At 52.5% G+C, this 20,728-nt stretch carries 22 protein-coding genes and 1 tRNA gene; 12 read left to right on the top strand and 11 right to left on the bottom strand.

Annotation, left to right across the window (positions count from 1 at the left end):
* Nucleotides 1–14 precede the first annotated feature (14 nt).
* Nucleotides 15–401 (bottom strand): DUF6326 family protein, encoded by a 387-nt coding sequence (locus G549_RS0117180; protein ID WP_036223417.1) that lies wholly within the window; start codon nucleotides 399–401, stop codon nucleotides 15–17.
* A gap of 125 nt (nucleotides 402–526) precedes the next feature.
* On the opposite strand from G549_RS0117180, the gene G549_RS0117175 reads away from it, so the two are divergent.
* Together G549_RS0117175 and G549_RS0117170 are read left to right on the top strand one after the other, a co-directional pair.
* On the top strand, nucleotides 527–1,198 hold the full coding sequence (locus G549_RS0117175; RefSeq protein ID WP_051214067.1) for a TetR/AcrR family transcriptional regulator: 672 nt from the start codon (nucleotides 527–529) through the stop codon (nucleotides 1,196–1,198).
* Nucleotides 1,199–1,226: 28 nt separating this feature from the next.
* The gene (locus tag G549_RS0117170; protein ID WP_027836055.1) at nucleotides 1,227–1,865 is read left to right on the top strand and encodes a 2-hydroxychromene-2-carboxylate isomerase; all 639 of its coding nucleotides are present in this window, start codon (nucleotides 1,227–1,229) and stop codon (nucleotides 1,863–1,865) included.
* Between the two features lie 96 nt (nucleotides 1,866–1,961).
* Here the strand turns inward: G549_RS0117170 and G549_RS20885 are convergent, their stop codons facing one another.
* Together G549_RS20885 and rpmB are read right to left on the bottom strand one after the other, a co-directional pair.
* The gene (locus G549_RS20885; protein WP_036223413.1) at nucleotides 1,962–2,603 is read right to left on the bottom strand and encodes a VUT family protein; all 642 of its coding nucleotides are present in this window, start codon (nucleotides 2,601–2,603) and stop codon (nucleotides 1,962–1,964) included.
* A gap of 129 nt (nucleotides 2,604–2,732) precedes the next feature.
* Nucleotides 2,733–3,023, bottom strand: coding sequence for a 50S ribosomal protein L28 (gene rpmB / locus G549_RS0117155; protein WP_027836054.1), 291 nt, complete (start codon nucleotides 3,021–3,023; stop codon nucleotides 2,733–2,735).
* Between the two features lie 240 nt (nucleotides 3,024–3,263).
* Between rpmB and G549_RS0117150 the strand changes: the two genes are divergently transcribed.
* The 5 genes from G549_RS0117150 (at nucleotide 3,264) to G549_RS0117120 (ending at nucleotide 9,180) form a co-directional block, all read left to right on the top strand.
* On the top strand, nucleotides 3,264–4,085 hold the full coding sequence (locus tag G549_RS0117150; RefSeq protein WP_027836053.1) for a DUF3108 domain-containing protein: 822 nt from the start codon (nucleotides 3,264–3,266) through the stop codon (nucleotides 4,083–4,085).
* A 478-nt stretch (nucleotides 4,086–4,563) separates the two neighbouring features.
* Nucleotides 4,564–7,416, top strand: a complete 2,853-nt coding sequence (locus tag G549_RS0117140; protein WP_036223407.1) for a helicase-related protein — start codon at nucleotides 4,564–4,566, stop codon at nucleotides 7,414–7,416.
* Nucleotides 7,417–7,812 (top strand): RNA-binding S4 domain-containing protein, encoded by a 396-nt coding sequence (locus G549_RS21855; RefSeq protein ID WP_027836051.1) that lies wholly within the window; start codon nucleotides 7,417–7,419, stop codon nucleotides 7,810–7,812.
* Nucleotides 7,813–7,987: 175 nt separating this feature from the next.
* Nucleotides 7,988–8,326 (top strand): ferredoxin FdxA, encoded by a 339-nt coding sequence (gene fdxA / locus G549_RS0117125; protein WP_027836050.1) that lies wholly within the window; start codon nucleotides 7,988–7,990, stop codon nucleotides 8,324–8,326.
* 293 nt (nucleotides 8,327–8,619) lie between these two features.
* Nucleotides 8,620–9,180, top strand: a complete 561-nt coding sequence (locus tag G549_RS0117120; protein WP_027836049.1) for a CarD family transcriptional regulator — start codon at nucleotides 8,620–8,622, stop codon at nucleotides 9,178–9,180.
* Nucleotides 9,181–9,236: 56 nt separating this feature from the next.
* Here the strand turns inward: G549_RS0117120 and G549_RS0117115 are convergent, their stop codons facing one another.
* Nucleotides 9,237–10,691, bottom strand: a complete 1,455-nt coding sequence (locus tag G549_RS0117115) for a M48 family metalloprotease (RefSeq protein ID WP_027836048.1) — start codon at nucleotides 10,689–10,691, stop codon at nucleotides 9,237–9,239.
* Between the two features lie 8 nt (nucleotides 10,692–10,699).
* Entirely contained in the window at nucleotides 10,700–11,449 is a 750-nt protein-coding gene (locus tag G549_RS0117110) for a thermonuclease family protein (RefSeq protein ID WP_027836047.1), read from the bottom strand.
* Nucleotides 11,450–11,624: 175 nt separating this feature from the next.
* Between G549_RS0117110 and G549_RS0117105 the strand changes: the two genes are divergently transcribed.
* The 3 genes from G549_RS0117105 to G549_RS0117095 all read left to right on the top strand — a co-directional run bounded on the left by G549_RS0117105 (nucleotide 11,625) and on the right by G549_RS0117095 (nucleotide 12,608).
* A tRNA-Arg gene (locus G549_RS0117105) sits at nucleotides 11,625–11,701 on the top strand.
* Between the two features lie 153 nt (nucleotides 11,702–11,854).
* Complete coding sequence (locus tag G549_RS0117100; RefSeq protein WP_027836046.1) at nucleotides 11,855–12,181, top strand: BLUF domain-containing protein; 327 nt, start codon at nucleotides 11,855–11,857, stop codon at nucleotides 12,179–12,181.
* 100 nt (nucleotides 12,182–12,281) lie between these two features.
* Nucleotides 12,282–12,608, top strand: a complete 327-nt coding sequence (locus G549_RS0117095; RefSeq protein ID WP_027836045.1) for a BLUF domain-containing protein — start codon at nucleotides 12,282–12,284, stop codon at nucleotides 12,606–12,608.
* Between the two features lie 64 nt (nucleotides 12,609–12,672).
* On the opposite strand, the gene G549_RS0117090 is transcribed toward G549_RS0117095, so the two are convergent.
* The 4 genes from G549_RS0117090 to G549_RS20880 all read right to left on the bottom strand — a co-directional run bounded on the left by G549_RS0117090 (nucleotide 12,673) and on the right by G549_RS20880 (nucleotide 16,156).
* Entirely contained in the window at nucleotides 12,673–13,992 is a 1,320-nt protein-coding gene (locus G549_RS0117090) for an Hsp70 family protein (protein ID WP_036223401.1), read from the bottom strand.
* Between the two features lie 130 nt (nucleotides 13,993–14,122).
* On the bottom strand, nucleotides 14,123–14,512 hold the full coding sequence (locus tag G549_RS0117085; protein ID WP_027836043.1) for a Fur family transcriptional regulator: 390 nt from the start codon (nucleotides 14,510–14,512) through the stop codon (nucleotides 14,123–14,125).
* On the bottom strand, nucleotides 14,505–15,335 hold the full coding sequence (gene znuB / locus G549_RS0117080) for a zinc ABC transporter permease subunit ZnuB (protein ID WP_027836042.1): 831 nt from the start codon (nucleotides 15,333–15,335) through the stop codon (nucleotides 14,505–14,507). The genes G549_RS0117085 and znuB overlap by 8 nt, the downstream gene beginning before the upstream one ends.
* Nucleotides 15,335–16,156, bottom strand: a complete 822-nt coding sequence (locus G549_RS20880; RefSeq protein WP_036223504.1) for an ATP-binding cassette domain-containing protein — start codon at nucleotides 16,154–16,156, stop codon at nucleotides 15,335–15,337. Before G549_RS20880 ends, znuB begins: the two co-directional genes overlap by 1 nt.
* Before the next feature lie 99 nt (nucleotides 16,157–16,255).
* Here G549_RS20880 and G549_RS0117070 point away from each other — a divergent pair, with 99 nt between their 5' ends.
* Nucleotides 16,256–17,332: a zinc ABC transporter substrate-binding protein gene (locus G549_RS0117070; protein WP_246778397.1), complete on the top strand. Its 1,077-nt coding sequence runs from the start codon at nucleotides 16,256–16,258 to the stop codon at nucleotides 17,330–17,332.
* Between the two features lies 1 nt (nucleotide 17,333).
* Here the strand turns inward: G549_RS0117070 and G549_RS0117065 are convergent, their stop codons facing one another.
* Complete coding sequence (locus G549_RS0117065) at nucleotides 17,334–18,644, bottom strand: NAD(P)H-dependent oxidoreductase (RefSeq protein ID WP_036223503.1); 1,311 nt, start codon at nucleotides 18,642–18,644, stop codon at nucleotides 17,334–17,336.
* Nucleotides 18,645–18,805: 161 nt separating this feature from the next.
* Between G549_RS0117065 and G549_RS0117060 the strand changes: the two genes are divergently transcribed.
* Nucleotides 18,806–19,357 (top strand): DUF924 family protein, encoded by a 552-nt coding sequence (locus tag G549_RS0117060; RefSeq protein WP_027836039.1) that lies wholly within the window; start codon nucleotides 18,806–18,808, stop codon nucleotides 19,355–19,357.
* A gap of 9 nt (nucleotides 19,358–19,366) precedes the next feature.
* Here the strand turns inward: G549_RS0117060 and phnE are convergent, their stop codons facing one another.
* The gene (phnE, locus tag G549_RS0117055) at nucleotides 19,367–20,716 is read right to left on the bottom strand and encodes a phosphonate ABC transporter, permease protein PhnE (RefSeq protein WP_027836038.1); all 1,350 of its coding nucleotides are present in this window, start codon (nucleotides 20,714–20,716) and stop codon (nucleotides 19,367–19,369) included.
* Between the last annotated feature and the right edge of the window lie 12 nt (nucleotides 20,717–20,728).

Genomic DNA, 20,728 nt, shown 5'->3' with positions numbered 1-20,728 from the left:
GGGCTTTTTTACGCCTATACCTGCGCGCTTTCTGCCGGCCAAGTCCAAGCAAGATAGGCGATATAGAGCATCGCCAATACTTCGATTGAAGCAAACAGGATGTAATGCGGCGCAAGCGACCCGCCGCCAACCACAAAAAGAATGGTGACCACCACCACCACCCAATTGGCGATGCGACAGCTTTTGCGCGGCAAAACCCGCGATAGAAAAATCATGGCGATGGCGATTTCAATAAATATCGCCGCCAACAAGATGAACATGGGCGTGATTTCAATCCCATCGATCACGCCCGTCGCGGCCTCGGCCAAAAAGCCAGGGCTGATAAACGACAGAACATCGGCAAAGACCATGTTGAACATGACCACAATCCATAGGGTTGAGATTTTTTCAGTAACAGACATTGCGCCTCCAATAGGCTGGCTAAACTTGCATTATGTATACAGTGTATATTTGACGGCATTGAGCTATAAATATACACTGTATATGAGTCAAGCCTCTTTTTACGTCCAACTGGAATTGATTGCCCATGAGCCGCACATCCCAAGCTGACAAACGCCGCACGCTGAACGCACAAAAAATTACCGAAGCGGCCATCGAACTGGCCGACAGTCAGGGCATTGAGGCGCTATCCATGCGCAAGCTCGCCACCCAATTGGGCGTGACCGCCATGTCGATTTACAACCATGTGGCCAACAAGGACGATTTGCTCAGCTTGATGCTGGACCATGTTGTGAGTGAATTTGAACGCCCTCAAATTAAGGGCGACTGGCAAGAAACGATGCGACGGCGCGCGCACTCCATGCGCCAAGCCTTTTTAAGGCACCCCTGGGCACCGCCGCTGCTGATCTCCACCATCACCAATGGCGAACAAACCATGCGCGACACGGATGCAACGCTGGGATGCCTCATCAATGTTGGCTTTACATACGCGACCGCAGATTGGGCGCGCAATGCCATCGATAGCCACATTTATGGCTACACCATGCAAGAGCTCAATTTCCCCGTTGAACCAGACGAGTATAAAGCCGCCGCCGCACACTATCTGCCAATGATCGAGAAATCGGACTTCCCCTATTTGCACGGTGCCACCTTGGCCTTGGTCAATGGGGAATATGATGGCGTCACTCAATTCGATTTCGGCTTAAACTTGCTGCTGGAAGGGCTTGCCCGCCAGCTCCAATCCGGCCAACTTAGCTAATCTCCACCGCGTTGAAAGAACAGTAATTATGCCCACCATCGAATATGTCTATTCGGCCCACTCTGCCTTCGCCTATATCGGATCGGCAAAGCTGAACGCGATTTGCACCGCGCATAAAGTCACGCTGACTCATCGGCCCATTCTGCTGTCGCCAGTGGTGCAAGCCCAGCGCAGCCAGCCGTTCCGTAATCGCACCCAAGCCAATGTTGGCTATTTCTTCGGACGTGAGATCGAACGATGGGCAGAATATCGTGACGTGCCGATCATCACATTTCGCCCCACCTTTCACGATGCGGATTATAGCCTCGCCTCCGGCCTGATCCTCGCCCTCGGCGATAGTGGCCCTGCCCCCGACAAGTTGGCGCATAGGCTGCTTGAAGCCCATTGGCGCGATGATGCAGATCTGTCTGATACCGACACGTTGAAAAAGATCGCAACGGAACTGGGCCACGACGCCGACGCCCTTGTGGCAGAGGCCAGCTCGACCCGCATCCAAGCAAAATTGCAGGAAAACACGGACTGGGCGATCGCGCAGAACATTTTTGGTTCACCCACCTATATTGTCGAGGGCGATCCCTTTTACGGCCAAGATCATCTGGAACTGGTCGAACGGGCCCTAACGAAGCCCTTCGCGCCAACCCGTTGGCAAAATCCACCGGTCGCCTAAACCCAGATGAAGACAAAAAACCCCAAGCACGGATTACCATGCTTGGGGTTCGCTCACGATTGCGCTGCGCCTTAAAAAAGGCGCGGCGCTTTCAATTTATGCAGACACTGTTTCCACGCGTGCAGCAATCACCCGACGCAATGCCTGATAAGGCAGCAGCAAGGCGATAACCATCAGGGCTTTCACCAGCATGTCACCCACAGCAAGTGAGAGATAGAGCGGGGTTTCTGCCCCAAAGCTGAGGAACGGCACGGGGAAGCCCAATGAACTGTCGTCCATGCCAAACCACCCATCGATAAAGGCGAAAGCCGGGGCCATGGCCAATGAAAAGAACAACAATGTATCAACAACGGATGCAATGCCGGACGACACAAGCGGCGCTTTCCACCACACACCTTTGCGCAAACGGTCAAATATCGACACGTCCAACAATTGCGCGGTGAGGAAAGCAGTGCCGGACGCGATCGCGATCCGCGGCGTCGCCATAAAGATGGAGAGAACAACTGCCAATGCAAAGCCGACCAACACCACGATGCGTGCCTTTTGCGGCCCGAAAAAGCGGTTGGTCAAATCTGTAACGAGAAAGGCGAAGGGATAGGTGAACGCGCCCCAAGTGAGGATGTCTGCCAAATTGGCAGGCCCCAATTGCGCTTGCACCGGAAATTGAACAAGAAAGTTCGACGCCGTTACCACAACGGCCATGGCCACAATGGCCAACAATAGACGAGTGAGCACCATTTCATGCACCTCTATTATTTGTGGCTGACCCGGCAGGTGACCAGCGCCACATCCAATAAAAAGCACCGCGCAAAAACTTTGCGCGGCACCAACGAAAATCTTTAAATTTTCAAACGTTCAAGCCGCAGCTTAAGACGCTTCAGCAAGTGCCTTACGCACTTCTTTTTTCACGTTCAAAGCGCGTGTAGACAATTCGGTGTCCTTTGCTTTCAGCAAATAGGCATCCAAACCACCACGGTGCTCAACGGTGCGCAATGCTGCAGCAGAAACTTTAAGTTTCACGCTTTCGCCCAGCGCTTCTGACATCAAAGTCACGGAGCACAGATTAGGCAAAAATTTGCGACGGGTCCGGTTGAGCGCGTGGCTCACATTATTGCCTGACATCACGCCTTTGCCAGAAAGTTCACAACGTCGTGCCATTTTACTCACATCCTGTTCGGTCAAAACCAACAAATCCGCTCTAACAGGCGGTGCCTTGTCGATCTCATATTAATGAAAAGTCGCGTCTAATTAGAGAACTCTGCCCCGTTAGTCAAGCGCTTGCGTGCCAATTTGTCCTATTCTTGCCTTGAATCGACCCGGATCACCGTTCAGTGTGAAGAAAAACTGATTCGAAGCAGCCAATTGGCGATAATAGCGGCTAGGGAGCATGGGCGAAACGTGGCGATAAATGTGTTGACCGTCAAGCGTTTTTCGAAGCGTATATTCAGCAATCTCACCGGGGCGTCAGTCGCCCTTTTTTGTGCCAGCACACTGGCCGCCAATGCATTCGATGCCACCGCCAATTATGTGGTGACCCTTAGAGGCGTCAACATCGCCCAGGTCGCTGTTGATTTTGACAATAATGGCCAAAACTATGCTGTGGATATTGATGGTGTGGTTTCCGGCTTGGCGAGCCTTGTGGCCGCGGGCACCGCAAATCTCGATTCCAAAGGCAGCCTGAACGGCGGCGACCTGCAAGCCGAGCAGTTTCAACTGGCCACAGAGGCCAATAATGAACTGTTCAAAGTGCAGTTTCGGGCACAAGGCGCCAAAGTGAACAGCTTTCAAGTGATCCCCGAGCTCACCGACAATGTGAATCGCGTGCCGGTCAAGCAAAGCCAACTCACAAACATCAATGATCCGGTTGCGGCATTCTTGATCAAAGCCGATAGCCTGTCGCCCGCCATTTGCAATCGGCAAATGCGGATCTTCACCGGCATTGAGCGCTTTGACATCAATATGAGCTTTGCCGAAAACCAAACCGCAACCTCGCAACGCACCGGCTATCAAGGCCCTGTTGTGCTGTGCAAGTTGAAATACAACCCGGTATCGGGCCATTTTAGCGACAGCGCCAGCACCACCTATATGAAAAACAATCAGCGTTTTCTAATGTGGTTTGCGCCGCTCAAAGACACGGGCTACGTCATTCCCTACCGGGTTTTGGTCGGCACCGCCTTTGGCGATCTCTCCATGGTGCTCACCCGCCTCTCCGTTCAATAACCACCCTTATTGTGTTGAGGCAGAAGGGCTGCTCCAGCCCGCGATTCTGCGCGCCCTCATTCTCAAAATGGAACGGCAACCGCTTTTTTGTAAATTTTTGCGCTCAAATGCCTTATTTTCAGCACCACAAAAGTTAAAATCGCAATTAATTTGCAATTGATGCTGTTCACACAAAAACAAGGCAGGTAAACAAAGTTACAATTTTAACTAAACCTTCATCAATCTAAACGGAAAAAGCGAATTTTATGGTAAATTTTTGATTAAGAATTCAAAAATTGTGGGCAAGCCACCCTCGCCCTACTATATACGGTATAGAACGAAATCAGAATACAGGATAAACCGCGATTCGGACCGTATTTGTTCTCACTTTGTACCAATCGTAAATTGAACTGGCGAACCAATCCAAATATGTTTCAATTTGAAACCAACACCAAGCCGCGTTAAAGGCTGCTAAAATATTGTTTTGCCAAAAGATCTTATGAACGCACCTCACCATTTCATTCGCCCCGCCAAAGGCCCAAACCTTAAAGCCATTTTGGGGCCAACCAATACGGGCAAAACCCATTATGCCATTGAGCGGCTGTTGGCCTATCGATCTGGCATGATCGGGCTGCCCCTGCGGCTGTTGGCGCGCGAGATCTATCAAACCCTGTGCAAACGCGCGGGCACGGACGCCGTGGCGTTGGTGACGGGTGAAGAACGCATTGTGCCAGACAAAGCCCGCTATTGGGTTGCCACGGTGGAGGCCATGCCCACCGAACTGGTGGTGGATTGCGTGGTGGTGGATGAAATCCAAACCGCCACCCACCTGGATCGCGGCCACGTTTTTACCGACCGGATTTTACATTGTCGCGGTACGCAAGAGACCTTGCTATTAGGGGCCGGCACCATGGCGCCGATCATTTCGGCACTGCTGCCCGATGTCGACATCATCATGCGCCCGCGCTTTTCCAATTTGGATTATGTCGGTTCAAAAAAGATCACCCGCCAACCCCGGCGCTCAGCAATTGTCGCCTTTTCCGCCAATGAAGTCTATGCCATTGCCGAATTGCTCCGTCGCCAACGTGGTGGCGCAGCGGTGGTGATGGGCGCCCTCAGCCCCCGCACCCGCAACGCCCAAGTCGACCTTTATGAAAATGGCGATGTGGACTTTTTGGTCGCCACCGATGCCATCGGCATGGGCCTGAATCTGGACATTGAACATGTGGCCTTCGCCGCCGACATGAAATTTGACGGCAAACAATTGCGCCACCTGACGCCCGCAGAAATGGCGCAGATTGCCGGCCGCGCCGGGCGCTACAAACGCGATGGCACCTTTGGCATCACCGCCGGGTTGGAGCCCTTTTCCGACGAAGTCATCGAACAGCTGGAAACCCACCAATTTGCCCCGGTGAAAGTGCTGCAATGGCGCTCCCGCGACTATGATTTGCGCTCGCTTGATGCGCTGCGCCAATCTTTAGAGGTGCCTGCACAGCATAAATTGCTCACCAATATCCCCACGGCAAAGGATCAACTGGCGCTCGAATTTTTGCAGCGCCACCCCAATATTGGTGACATTAAAGGGCGAGAACAGACCAGTTTAGCGTGGGAATGCGCCCAGATTCCTGATTATCGCAGCATCTCCCCTGCGCAACATGGTGAGATAATTGCCACAATCTTTCAAAATCTTGGCTCCAACGGCTATATTTTTGAAGACTGGATGGACGAACAGGTCAGCTTTTGCGACAATAGTGTCGGTGACATTGACACATTGTCCAATCGGATTAAACAAATTCGCACTTGGACTTTCGTGGCAAATCGTAAAGACTGGCTAAAAGATCCGACCTATTGGCGTGAAAAAACAAGTGAAATCGAGAACAATTTATCAGACGCGCTCCATGAGCGACTTACCCAAAGATTTGTTGATCGACGCACCAGCGTCCTTCTGCGCCATTTAAGAGATAAGAATATGACGACACCTGAAATTTCCCAAAGCGGCGACGTATCCCTAGAGGGTCATAAAATCGGATCTATCGAAGGGTTTCGATTTAACCTGAGCCCCGGCGAAGGCGACGACGCAAAGAATTTACGCACCGCCGCTGGTGTGGCCATTGCCCCTGAAATCAAAAAACGCGCCGAAAAAGTGACAGACGCCCCAAATGATGAATTTGTGTTGGCGACGGATGGTCTTATTCGGTGGCGCGGCGAAGTGATCGCCGATCTGGCGCAGGGCGACGACATGTTCCGCCCGCGCGCTGTGATCCTGGCGGATGAGAGCCTGAGCGGTGCCGAACTTGAATCCGTGCAAGAACGGGTGACCCTTTGGTTAAAGCACCATGTGAACACGCTGCTTGAACCACTCCTGCAATTGCGCGAACCGACAGAGTTGGAAGGCACCGCCCGCGGCGTCGCCTATCAGATTGCCGAAAAACTTGGTGTTTTGCCGCGGCAAGAAGTGTCGCAAGATGTCAAAGCACTCGATCAGGATGTGCGTGGCATCATGCGCAAAATGGGCGTGAAGTTTGGCGCCTATCACATTTATGTGCCGCTTTCCCTGAAACCCGCCCCGCGCGAATTGGCGCTGGTGCTGTGGGCCTTGCAAAATGGTGGCGTGCGCCAGCCCGGCGTTTCTGAATTGCCGCAGATCATTCTTTCAGGCCGCACATCAATTGATGTGGACCCCAGCTTTGCCAAAGAACTTTATGAAATCGCAGGCTTTAAAGTGGTGGGCCAACGGGCTGTCCGCGTGGATATTCTTGAACGCTTGGCCGATTTGATTCGCCCGCTGATCAGCTTTGATCCAGCCCGCAATCAAGAAGTTGAAGCCCCGGAAGGCGCGGCCCCAGGCAACGGTTTCCGCGTCACGGTGGAAATGACCTCATTGCTCGGTTGTGCGGGCGAAGAATTCAATTCTGTATTGAAAAGCCTTGGCTACCGCGTCAATCGCACCAAGATTGAAGCCAAAGCCGAAAGCGCCGACGCACCCGCAAAGGCCGAAGAGGCGGCTGCCGAGACACCTGCTCCGGCAGAAGAAGCGGCGGCCCCTGAAGCTGACGCAACAGCCGAACCCGCTGTCACCGCAAAAGAGACAACGGACGAAGCTGATGCTGCTGCAGAAGCTGAAGAACAGTTTGATGAAATCTGGTTCCCCGGCGGGCGCAACAATAATCGCAAGCCACAAGGGGCCAAGTCCGGCGCCAAGCGGCCCGCCAAAGGCCAAAAGCGCGGCAAGCCGCAACAAGGCAAAGGTCCGAACCGCCACGCCAACCAAAATCAACGGCCCGCGAAAAAAGAAAAGCCAATCGATCCCGATTCGCCTTTTGCCGCTTTGATGGCCCTCAAAAAGCAATAAATGAACGCGCCAGCGGGCAAACAACGCATTGATAAATGGCTGTGGTTTGTCCGCTGCGTCAAAACGCGCACCCTGGCGCAAAAGCTGGTCAATGGCGGCCACGTCAAAATCAACAAAGAGCGCTGCAATGATTGCGCCCACAAAGTGAAAGTGGGCGACGTGCTCACGGTCACCTTGCCCCGGCAGATTAAAATATATCGCGTGGTCGAACTGGGCGAAAAGCGGGGATCCGCCACCCAAGCCGCTGAACTTTATGACGATTTAAGCCCACCGCCCATTCCCAAAAGTGAAGGGCCACGCCCCTTACCCCAAGCCGTGCGGGAGAAAGGCGCGGGCCGCCCCACCAAGAAGGAACGCCGCCAAACAGAGACTCTTTTGGGCAAAGATCCGCTCTGATTTTGCGACTATTTTGTTTTTCATCCAAAAACAGCTTTGCTTTTTCAAAAATCACCAAACTTTGAAAAAGGAAACCCGGTTTCATGACTTGCACTTTTTCAGAAAAGGCTTTAGCCAATAAACCAATTCTGAAACCGTTCTAAAACGGGTCAATAAACAAAGTGGAATTGGCTTCATGACCTATATCGTCACCGACAATTGCATCAAATGTAAATATATGGATTGCGTTGAAGTTTGCCCTGTAGACTGCTTCTATGAAGGCGAAAACATGCTGGTGATCCATCCTGATGAATGTATTGATTGTGGCGTGTGCGAGCCAGAATGCCCTGCCGAAGCCATTGTACCCGATACAGAGCCTGGCCTTGAGAGCTGGTTGGAGATCAACACCAAGTTCGCTGAAGTTTGGCCGAACATTACAGAAAAACGCGATCCGCCAGCGGACGCGGAAAAGCATGATGGCGAAAAAGGCAAGTTTGAGAAATACTTCTCAGAGGCCCCCGGCGAAGGCGACTAAGCTTCGCTCTATTAGCCGCTTTTTTACTATAAAAAATCGCTGGACAAGTCCTAATGCCGCCAAAATTGATTCTGGCGGCATTTTGTGTTACAAATAGATAACAGTCGCGAACTTATTCTAACCAGCCGTGCCGGAGGGCACGTTTTTTTTGCTTCACAAGGACAGGATTAACATTTTGGTAACCAATGAGAATTGGGGCCTAATCCTTGCGTCAGAATATAGCTGCGACTGGGGGCGATAAGAGCCAAAACAAACGTGGAAAACGTTTGGGCGTCAACAGGAGTACCATTAATATGGCAACTAAAAAATCAGTACAACGTCAAGGGTTTAAAACAGGTGAGTTTGTTGTTTACCCGTCGCATGGCGTTGGCCAGATTACCGGCATCGAGGAGCAAGAAGTTGCAGGTCTTTCACTTGAGCTTTTTGTGATCAATTTTGAGCAGGATAAGTTGACCCTCCGTGTGCCACTTGCAAAAGTCAAAACCGTTGGCATGCGCAAATTGGCAGACGAAGAAACAGTAGAAAAAGCACTTTCAACCGTCACAGGTCGCGCCCGCGTTAAGCGCACCATGTGGAGCCGTCGGGCACAGGAATATGAAGCCAAGATCAACTCAGGCGATTTGATCTCGATTTCAGAAGTTGTGCGCGATCTTTTCCGTTCGGACGATCAGCCTGAGCAATCTTACTCAGAGCGCCAACTGTTTGAAGCAGCGATCGACCGCATGAGCCGTGAAATCGGTGCCGTCAACCGCATCTCTTTGACCGAAGCGGTCAAACTGATCCAGAAGAACCTCGCTAAAAGCCCACGTCGTGGTGCTAAATCAGACGAGTCAGGCGAAGAAGCCGCCGCATAAGGCGCCATAGCCAATTCATTCTAAAAGGCCGTATCCCGTCATAGGGTTGCGGCCTTTTATTTGTCCTTCCGAATGATTTTATATCCCTGCCCCGCCACAAGCGGATCGCCCGGATAAAGTCCATTCAAAATCAAGAACAAATCGTCACGCCGTTTCACCCCAGCCATGAGGCGCGAAAGATCGCCCGCCCGCTGGCCACTCTTTGCGGTCACAATATCAATTTCAAAGTTTTGAATCTGATTCAGGTCTGATGCCCGCACTTTTCTAAAGCTGTCGATCGTGGCTTCAAATTCCTGGCGGAACGCTTTGCTGTCACGCTCAGCCGCAAAGATAAAGCGATAGACTTGCCCCTCATACCGCACCGCAGCAATGCGGAAAAACCACTTCTCAGTGGTCGCTGTTGCGATCACCCGCTCCACGCCATTCTTTTGGCCTGTGCGCACGCTGTCATCATTAAGGCCTGCCACCCAACCGGAACGCAAATAGGTCTCCAATGGCAGATCACTTGGCACTTCAGCGCTGTCGAACCGAAGCGCCGTGCCACTTTCCGCCACCGCCACCACAGAGGCAGCACCATTGCTCAACTGATAGGATTGGGGCACCGAGAAGGTAAATTTAAGCGCAGGATAGATGAATTGCTGCCCCACAATCGTGCCGTTATTCGGGTTCGGGCCAAATGCAATACCATCAATGGCCCGCTGATAGCGCTCGCGCTCATTTGCCCCAATGCCTGGCGCGCCCAACTGCCGCGCCGACTTGACCGCTTCTTCAATGCGTGACGGCGTGGAAGGGTGAGAGGACAAGAAATCATCGCCGCTTTCATTACCCTCGGTAAAGGCCGCAAAGCGCCCCATCTGCGAAAGGAACCGTGCTGCCGCATGGGGATCATAGCCCGCCGCGCCAGCCACCAACACGCCCCGGCGGTCCGCCGCCAATTCTTGCGATTGCGAGAAGGCGGCCAAAGAGAGCTTTGACCGGGCCAAGGATTGATCCGTATCCGGATCAGCGCCCAAAATGCCGGAGATGACCCGATCAACAATTTTGCTGGTGCGTTCGCGATTGGAGCGCTCACGCGCGTGCCGCAAGGTGAGGTGGGCGATTTCGTGGGACAGCACAGCGGCCAACTCAGCTTCATCGCTGGCGAGCGCCAAAATACCCCGCGTGACGTAAATATAGCCGCCGGGCAAGGCGAACGCATTCACCTCAGGCGAATCCAAAATCGTCACCGTCAGGCTTTGGTTGGGCTGCTCCGCCGCCACCAGCAATTTGCCCGCCATACGGGCCAGCATAATCTCCGCTGAACGATGGTTATAAACCCCGCCATAAGTCGCCACAATTTTGGGGTGTTCGCGCAGCCCGATCACACTATCGCCGGGGTCTGCCCCTGCGGGCACACGATCCGCCGTGCGGTCACCCAACTGCGATGTGCCGACCCCACCGGTAAATACGCTCGTGCAGCCAGACAAAAGACCAGCCAGCGCCACTGCAATAACAATGTGACGTCTCTTCATGCTCTTTCCTACTGCGCCGCCAATATTTCTATCTGTTCTGGATGGGTCACATCAATGCGCGGCCCGTCATGATCGTCAACCCATCCTCGCACGCGAATTAGGGCACTTGTGAGTTTTCTGGGATCAAAATCAGCCTTTTTAAAGGCACTTAGCGCCCCGCGTTGAATGACGACGGTAAAATCTGTATCCCAGTCACGCCCGAAATTAAGATAGACGCGCCCATTGGCTTCGCCCACATCAAAAACACGGCCCTCTACCAACTCGTAGCGCCCGGCCAGCTTCACCAATTGGTTGGGCTTGCCCGCTTGCCGGATTTGATAATAATCAAGCGCCCAGATGCCCTTGCGGTCAACTCTTGCTTGCCGCTCCGCCGCATAAAGCTCGTCCAAACAATGGCGGTTGTCATCAAATGAATACACCCGCGCCAGGCCATTGGCGATTACCGCCTTTTGCGCCCATTTTTGCCGTTCACCGTCAACAAACACATGGCCCAACACCCGGCCATGCCGATCTTTTCGGGTGCTGCCGTAAAAAACCTGCACAATTTCACCCAAAGCAAAATCCGCCAAAAAGTCCTTGGCTTCCTCGGCCAAAGGCCATGTGTCAAATCCGATCCGACCCAAGGGCAGTTTTGGGGCTTGCATACCAATCAGACGCACCTTCTGGCTGTTGTCCAAAATGAACGTGTCACCATCGGTGATTTCCACCACGCGCCCCTTTGGCCCGGGCGTGAGCGTCTCGCACGCAAATGCCGACATCGCGCAACCTGCAAAAGAAACAAGACCCGCCACAAAAACTGCTCCAACTTGGCTGGAGAATCCCATAAAGACCCCACTAAATTTTCTCATCAGCGATGTTGCACCAAAATAAGGCAAAAATCATCCCTGCAAACTGCTTTTCTCTCAAGCAATGTTTGGGTAGATTGCCACCTGTGGTCCCGTAGCTCAGTTGGATAGAGCACCAGATTCCTAATCTGGGGGTCGCGCGTTCGAATCGCGCCGGGATCACCAGCTAACCGATTGACAGGTGTTGTAAAAATATATTGAGCCACGGGTTTCGCCGCCCCCGCGACATTGCCTGCAAATTAATGTTGAAATAAGATTTCCTCACACGGGAATTCAACACCCCAAACAAGGCTGTTTCAGCAGATCTAGGATATAAATTTGATCAGACTCTTATATGTAAGCACCGCGGTTCCAAATCTGAGTGAAGACGATATTGCAGAGATCGTTGCCACAGCGAACAAACATAATGCGGAATTCGATATCACAGGGGCCTTGGCCTACAATGGGGTGAATTTCGCGCAAGTGCTTGAAGGTGCGGAGCACCATCTCAATCAATTGATGGACAATATCTCAAAAGACCATCGCCATTCTGGTGTGATCGAAATGATGCGCAACCCAGTTGAATCGCGGGCCTTTGACGGTTTCCATATGAAGCATATTGAAGGGCTCCAGTTTGATGAACTGGTAAGCGCCATGAACACTTAGAAGGTGGCGCGCCGCCTTTTAACCCCAATCTTTCAGAATTAATTTAGCCTCAGCAGTTAAACTGGCCCGCATTGCGCACCAAAATTACTGATGAGGCATTATGATCAGACTATTATATGTCAGCACCGGTCTCGCCAATTTAGACTACAAAGATGTTTCGGCCATCCTTGAAGCTGCCCAGAGAAAGAACGCCACCAAAAACATTACTGGCGCCCTCGCCTATAATGGCAAAAACTTTGCCCAAGTGCTTGAGGGTAGTGAGGCCGACATCGACAAACTGATGCGAAAGATCAAAGATGATAGCCGCCATGCCAATGTCATTGAGATGATGCGCAAACCCATCACCGAACGCGCCTATAGCGACTGGTCCATGAAGATGATCGACAGCAAAGACTTTGATGAGCTGATTGCAGCGATGACGCTTTGAAGCCTCTCGCCACATTGCGGTGATGAAGGCGCGACCCGGATAATATCTGGCGTTTGTTTTTAAACTAGCTCAACTCAAGCTCGGCACCGGCAAGCCAAGGCTCCACATCATCGAGCAAACCAATCAAAGCCAAGCCATGGGCCACCGATTGGAACTGATTGCCATCAGCCAGCTTTTCGGGGCCGAACCGATCAGCAAACAAACGCTTTACCGCCGGGATGAAAGATGAACCGCCGGTCAAAAACACATGGTCAATATCTTCGATTTTGATGTGCTCGCGCGCAAACAAACCATCAACCGCTTGGCCGATTTTATTGAGGTCTTTTTCAATCCAATGCTCAAAATCATCGACCTTGATCTCCTGATCGATTTGAATTTTGCCCAGCTTGATCTGCAGATTGGCCGTGGGGTTTGATGACAATTGTGCTTTGGCACCGGAGACGGCCCGATAAATATCAAAGCCCCGATCATCCATAATCGTATCGATCAACGCTTCCAACTTATCCGGCGCCAGCGAGGCATTCCACAATTCTTCCAGCTCATTCATATTTTGCGGCGTTTTCAACACCGCCAATTGGTGCCAACGCGCGAAATTGGCAAAATAATGCTTGGGAATTTCAAGGATTTTGTCGAAGGACTTATATTCGGTGCCTTTGCCCAATTCCGGGCAAATCACCGCATCAATAATCCGATAGTCAAAACTATCACCAGCAATGCCCACGCCCGCATAGCCCAAAGGATGCGCGACAACCCGATCGCCATGGCGCTCAAACCGAATGATCGAAAAGTCGCTCGTACCGCCGCCAAAATCGCCCACCAACACGGTCGCATCTTTTTTCAACCGTTTGGCATAGGAGTAGGCCGCGCCCACTGGCTCATAAACATGTTGCGGGGTGGGAAACCCAGCTTGCTTATAGCCCAGCTCATATCGCTCCATCGCCAATTGATCGTCTGGGGACGCGCCAACGAAGGCCACCGGCCGCCCCGAAATAAAGGTGGTACCCATTTCATCAAGTCCATTGGCCGCGCTCTTGCGCGCGGTTTGCAAAAAGGCGGCGAGTAAATCCTCAAACCGATATTTTTGACCAAAGACCCGCGTTTCTTCAAACAATCGACTGGCTGCATGGCTTTTAAAGGACTGAATAAAACGGATTTCAGAGAGGGCGGATAAATAAGATTTGATGGCCTCCAGCCCCGCACTTACCTCCACATCAAACGAGCGTTCGCGTTCGATCTTTTGAAAACACAAGACCGAGCGGTACACATCGGACATTTGCTCGCCCATGCCAAATTGCACCGTGTCCACATCGCCATTTTGATTGGCCCGGGCAATCACTGTGTTGGTGGTACCGAAATCAACACCATAGGAATATTGTGCGCCCATATGCCCCTCCAAAGAACGTAAAAACCCTGCCCGGATCGCGATGATCTATCCGTGCAAGGTGACAAGCTGATAAAATGCGGACGCGCTTCCTATCAGGCGGGGATGCCGATGGCAAGTAAAGGAAAAGGGCCTAAGCGCACTTAGCGCATATACCGCGAATTTCGAGGCTGGTTTTTACCGGCGTGAAGTCGCGTTCTTTCGCCCAAAGGTCGAGGCGTTTGCTCACCTCATCATCTGAGAACTCCCACACCTTGTTGCAATTCTCGCAAATACCAAAAGCGATCAGTTCATTCTCATGACAGTTCGGATGGGCACACGCCACAAAAGCATTAAGCGTTTCCAGCCGGTGGGCGAGGCCCATTTCGGTCAGCTTATCCAACGCCCGATAAATCTGTAGCGGTGCCTTTAAGCCCTTTTCACGCAACTTATCCAGCAAATCATAAGCGCTCATCGGGGTTTTGGATTTGCCCAATTGGTTGAGCACCAGATCCTGATTTTTGGTCAAGTTTTGCTCACTCATGAGGGGCCTCCACAGGCTGGTTTTTGGCGCCGCGCAAATTTTTCGGCATCAAGGAAATCAAAAAGATGATCAACGCCGCCACCACAATTGAGGGGCCAGACGGGGTGTCATATTGTAAAGAACCATATAGACCGCCGATCACAGCGACAACGCCCAAAATAGACGCCAGCACCGCCATAATCTCGGGCGTGGCCGCAAAACGACGGGCTGTCGCCGCAGGAATAATCAGCAAGGCGGTGATCAACAAGATACCGACAATTTTCATGGCGATGGCGATCAACAGCGCAAGCAAGACCATCAGAATAAACCGACTGCGTTGCGGCTTCATATTTTCCGCCTGCGCCAATTCCACATTCACCGTCGCCGCCACCAAGGGGCGCCAGAACCAAATCAAGATGGCAAGGACCACGGCACCAAGCCCATAGACCATTTGAATATCGGTGCTGGTCACGGCGAGAATGTCGCCAAACAAAAGCCCCATCAGATCAATGCGCACACTCGTCATCAAGCTGACAATCACCAAACCCAGGGCCAGCGTGGAGTGCGAGAGGATGCCCAAAAGCGCATCCGCTGAAAGGGATTGCCGTTTTTCAAGGATCAGCAAAGCGAAGGACACCATCAGCGCCACAGCGATCACGCCGACCATCAAATTGAGATTGAACACAAAGCTGAGCGCCACACCCAACAAGGCCGAATGGGCCATTGTGTCACCAAAATAAGCCATGCGTCGCCACACAATAAAACAGCCCAACGGGCCCGTGACCAAAGCAAAACCGATACCAGCAATCATCGCCCGCATAAAGAAATCATCTAAAATACCCATTAGTGATGCTCCTTTTCATGCGGCCGATCCTGCCCATGATCACAATGATCATGAATGGTGCCATCGGCGTGCATCACCCGGCCATCCGGCAAATGGGTGTGGTCATGATCATGCTGATAAACCGCAAGACTTTGCGCCGCCCGCGCGCCGAACAGACGCTTATATTCATCGCTCTCTGCCACCAGTTTCGGCGTGCCGCGACAACACACATGCCCATTCAAGCAAATCACCGTATCGGTTTGCGCCATCACCACATGCAAATCATGAGAGATCAATAAAATCCCGCAACCTGTTTCATCGCGTATGGTTTTGATCAAATCATAAAGCGCGATCTCGCCCGCAAAATCGACGCCCTGCACCGGCTCATCCAACACCAGCAAATCTGGCTGCATCAGCAAGGCGCGGGCCAACAGAGCCCGCTGCGTTTCCCCACCCGAGAGCGATTGCATATCCGATTTCTTGAGATGCGAGATGCCGACCAAATCCAAGGCATGATCAATATCGTGCTCGGTTTGTTTTTTGGTCAACTTCATCAACCGGCTGACCGGCATGGGCAAGGTCCAGTCCAAGTTAAATTTTTGTGGCACATAGCCAATCTGTAAATCGGGTCGGCGGATCACCTGGCCTTCGGTGGGCTGCAGCACGCCCAAGGCGGTTTTCACACTGGTGGATTTGCCTGACCCGTTTGGCCCAATCAGCGTAACAATTTCTTTGGGATGCACGTCAAAAGTGACACCGCGCACCAGCCATTTGCCGTCGCGATAAACGCCAACTTTGTCTAAACGCACCAGCGCCTCTTGCGCTAAATTTTGATCGGACACAAATTTGCACTCAATTTGAAAAGAACGGTTGCACCTCTTTTTGCCATACGTTATATCGTAACGCAACAATGTTATGTTATTACATTAATGGAGATGGAAATGCGAATGAAATTTGGTGCAAGCGCCTTGGTTTTGAGCTTGGCAATGACGGGTTTGGCCTCAGCGAACGAACTTAATGTGGTGACCTCCATTCGCCCGCTTCATTCGCTATTGGCCAATGTAACCCAAGGGGTGACCACCCCCACCAATATTGTACCCGCCAACGCGTCGCCCCATGATTACGCGCTGAAGCCTTCTGATGCGCAAGCGCTGCAAAATGCAGATTTGGTGTTTTGGGTCGGTGAAGATTTGGAAAGCTTCTTGGCCAAATCCATCACCTCCCTGCCGCAAAATGCCAAGGTGATCGCACTGCAGGATCACGAAGACCATTTTGATTTTCTGCCCACTCGCAAGGTGAGCTTGGCGGACGATGACCATGGTCATGATGAAGCCCACGACGAACACAACGACGCCCATACTGATCATGCGGACGACCATGATGAACATGATCATGAGGATACGTCTCACGAGCACGAAGACCATGATGAGCACGCCCATGACCACGAAGATGAGCATCATGACGATCATGGTGAAGAAGGCCATGACGATCATCATCATGGCAATGTGGACCTGCACCTTTGGCTCAATATTGAAAATGCCAAACATTTTGTTGAACTGGCGACGGAAGAATTGAGCGCAGCTGACGCGGCGAATGCGACGCAATATCAGGCAAATGCCGCAAGCACCCTTGAACGGTTGGACGCGCTGAACGCCGAGATCAAAGCGCAACTGGCTGGACTTGAGGCAAAAAAATTCGTGACCTTCCACGACGCCTACCAGTATTTTGAAGCCCAATATGGCCTTTCCAATGCCGGCACCGTGACCTTAAGCCCGGAGATTAAGCCCGGCGCAAAACGACTGACTGAATTGAAAGCGCATTTGCAGGAAGATCAAATCAGCTGCATTTTCGCCGAGCCGCAGTTTGACGCCAAATTGGTTGATCTTGCCGTGGAAGGCACCGCGGTCAAACAGGCCGTGTTGGACCCGCTGGGTGCGAGCCTTGAAGATGGCGCTGACCTCTATTTCAACCTGATCCGCGATATGGGCAACAATTTTGCCGACTGTTTAGGCGAATAGCCTAATCCAACATCTCATCCTGGGCGCGGCGGAGATCAACGATCTTCAAGCTCGCGTCCGGGGTGGTGTTTTCTGCCGTGATCAGCTCGCCTTTTTTAATCGGCGCGATCACTTTGCCCCCCTCGATCAACCCTACGGGATGCGCCGCTTTCGCCTTCGCATCATCCCGCGTCATGGTGAACGAGCGATAGCAATATTGCCCAATCGCATCCAACGTTTCGCCCGGCTGCATATCCTTTTTCGCCACCGCACACACGTCAGCCACCGGCCGATCCATCGGCACCATATCTGACTGACCATAAAGCGCGATCCGCGCGCAGGTGAGCGGCACTTCCAAACTGGTCAGATGGAATGGGCGATAAAGCGTGAAATACGGCCCGCGCCCCACTTTCAAATCAGCCATGCGCTCATGAATACGCTCATGCGGGGCTTTGACCACCACAAACACGCCCGGCGCGACGCCCTTGCCGATCGTGTAATCCACTTTGCCCGCACCGGAGAGAATGCCGCCATCCTCTTTTGGGATCAAAATATCCTCAAGCGTATCAATGGTCGCTTCCGGCCCATGCATGCCCGGCACATCGGGCAGCAACCCTGTGGCATTAGCCAGCGCCGCCATTTCCACCATGGTTTTGGACCCGTCGACAAACTCAACCAGCATGCGCGGGTTCATGTTGCGCGCGAAGGCTTCTTCTTCGTAGTCCGCAGGCACCGCATCAAATTTCAGCGGATTGTTTTTGCCTTTACCGGCAGAAATGATGGGCAGTTCCAGCGCGTTGGCAAAATCAACCAGCTCCATAATGGATGAAGGCTCATCCCCCGCCCCGACGGAATAGACAAGGCCCAACTCTTTCGCGCGGCGATGCAAATAGGTGCCAACGGTTACGTCCGCTTCCACATTCATCATCACCAAATGCTTGCCCGCCTCCAAGGTCAACAGGCCAATTTCAGCGCCCACACTGGGCTTGCCCGTCGCTTCGATCACCTGGCTCACATGATCATTTTGCGCCACCAAACGCGCATCACCACACACAGCAATCTTGCCCATTTCAATCGCGCGAGATATGGCGGCATCATTTTCGCACACCATCGCCATCTCGCGATCGCCATAGGCAATCTCAACCGCTTTAAGCGCATTTTCAATATTGCGCACGGCAACGGCGCCAACGCGCATGCCGCGCATCCGACCGATTTGCAAAATCAAATCGGTGCCCATTTCACCCGCACCAATCAACCCCACAATGATCTCTTTGCCGCTGTCCGCCAGCTTATAGAGATCGCGGGAAAGGCCCGTCATGCTTTCGCGGCCCATTTGGAAAGGTTTGAACGTTTCAATGGTCATAGGTGCGCCAGTTTGAAATTGAATTTGCGCCTTACTAGCGCAAAATACGCAGCGATGGCGACCCCAAACTCACTTCAAGTTGATTTTCTTAAAAATCATCGTCAATTTAGATTGATGGAAAAGGAGCGCCTATGACGGTCACCGCAAAAGACATTATTCAATTCTGGTTTGTCGACCATGGAGAAAAAGATTGGTTCACCGGAGGCGAAGCGTTTGACGCCAAAATCATCGACCAGTTCAAAGATACGCACACAGCCGCCGCACGCGGTGATCTGTTCGATTGGCGGGTAGATGCCGAAGGGCGCCTGGCGGAGATCATCATTCTGGATCAATTCAGCCGCCAAATTTACCGCAAAGACAAACGCGCCTTCGCCTCTGACATGCAGGCGCTCACCTTGGCGCAAGAGCTCGTGGCCAGCGGCGACGATCAACATTTAGAAGTGCGGATGCGCACCTTTGCCTATATGCCCTATATGCATGCAGAAAGCCTGAAAGTGCATGATGAGGCGGTAAAGCTGTTCAAAAGCCTCGGCAATGAGAATAGCCTTGAATATGAAATCAAGCACCGGGACATTATCGAGCAGTTTGGCCGCTACCCCTATCGCAACCAAGTACTGGGGCGCGAAAACACGCCCGCCGAGGAGGCGTTCCTCTCCAGCGAGCATGATAGCTTTGGCCAATAGGTCGGGGCGCTAACGCGCCTCTTCCCCGATCAGCTTAGTGCGCAAATAGTTCGAGATATTGTCAAAGACAAACACGACGATCAGGATCAAGATCACCATATAGCCGACATTTTCCCAGTCGGTGCCGGTGCGCATGGCTTCGAGCAGTTTGAGGCCAATGCCGCCCGCGCCTACCGCCCCGATAATGGTGGCGGATCGGGTGTTGGATTCCCAGAAATAGAGCGCTTGCGACGCAAAAAGCGGCAGCACTTGCGGCACCACGCCGAAGCGCTGTACTTCCACTGGCGACGCGCCCAATGACTTCACGCCTTCGCGTTGCTTGTCGTCGACATTCTCCAAGGCTTCGGAATAAAGTTTGCCGAGCGTACCCGTGTCGGTGAAAAAGATCGCCGCGATACCGGCAATCGGTCCCGGCCCGAATGAGCGGGTGAAAAACAGCGCCCAAATCAGCATATCGACCGAGCGCAAAAAGTCGAACGCCCGCTTCATAAACCAGTTGGCGGCGTTAGACCGTGTGATATTGCGCGCGGCAATAAAGGCCAGCGGGAAGGCAAGAATGCCCGCAAACAACGTACCCACAAAGGCCATCACAATGGTTTGCAGCAATTTCACAAACACGTCTGCATGCTGCCATTCGGCATTATAAAGAAAGTCATTGATCGCCACGCTCAGATTGCTTTGGCCCTCGGCAAGTTGCGGCCCAGCAGCAATCGTCGAGATCACTTCAAATCCGTTCATACCCCAAAAAGCTGAACTCGGATCAAAGAAGAAATTCTCCCACCCCCAAAAGCGGCGCCAAACGCGCACTTGGGTGTTGCGAATTTCAATATTGCCGGCAAAGCCAAAACTGAATTTCACGCGGCCGTTGCGGGCTTCAAAAGCGCTGGTGGCGTTGGGCGGCAAAAGAGCTTCATCATCGGTGATCACCACCTCAAAACGCTGTCCGCCCTTGGTGATCTCCACCAGACCTTCTTGCACGACGATAAAATCGCTCGGGCCAAAATCGACACGATAGGCATCGGCGGTTTCATTGGCGATCACCCAACTTGGATCTGGCTCGGCCCCAAGGGGTGAAAAGCGCGGATATTGCAGTTCCAGCCCATCATCGCGGAAGCGGAACTTTGGCTGCGCCTGCCAAGACACCCAATCGGCCATATAAAGCCCGGCCCGGTCCCATTTGGCATCGGAGAAAACCTGCGGAATATTGAAAAAGAAAAAGCAGGCCACGAGATAGGCCAGCAACGCCGCGACAATCGCCAGCGGGCGAAACTTTTTCACCGGGTCTTTGTGAAACACCTCGGCATATTGCTCTTTTAGCTCGGCTTGCCGTTCGGCGGTGAGGATTGTGGTGGTCAACATGGTCATATCCCC

It is taken from the genome of Maritalea myrionectae DSM 19524, assembly GCF_000423365.1.
GTDB lineage: Bacteria > Pseudomonadota > Alphaproteobacteria > Rhizobiales > Devosiaceae > Maritalea > Maritalea myrionectae.
The sequence above is the reverse complement of the archived record's forward strand: the minus strand, read 5'-3'. Positions and strand labels throughout refer to the sequence as shown.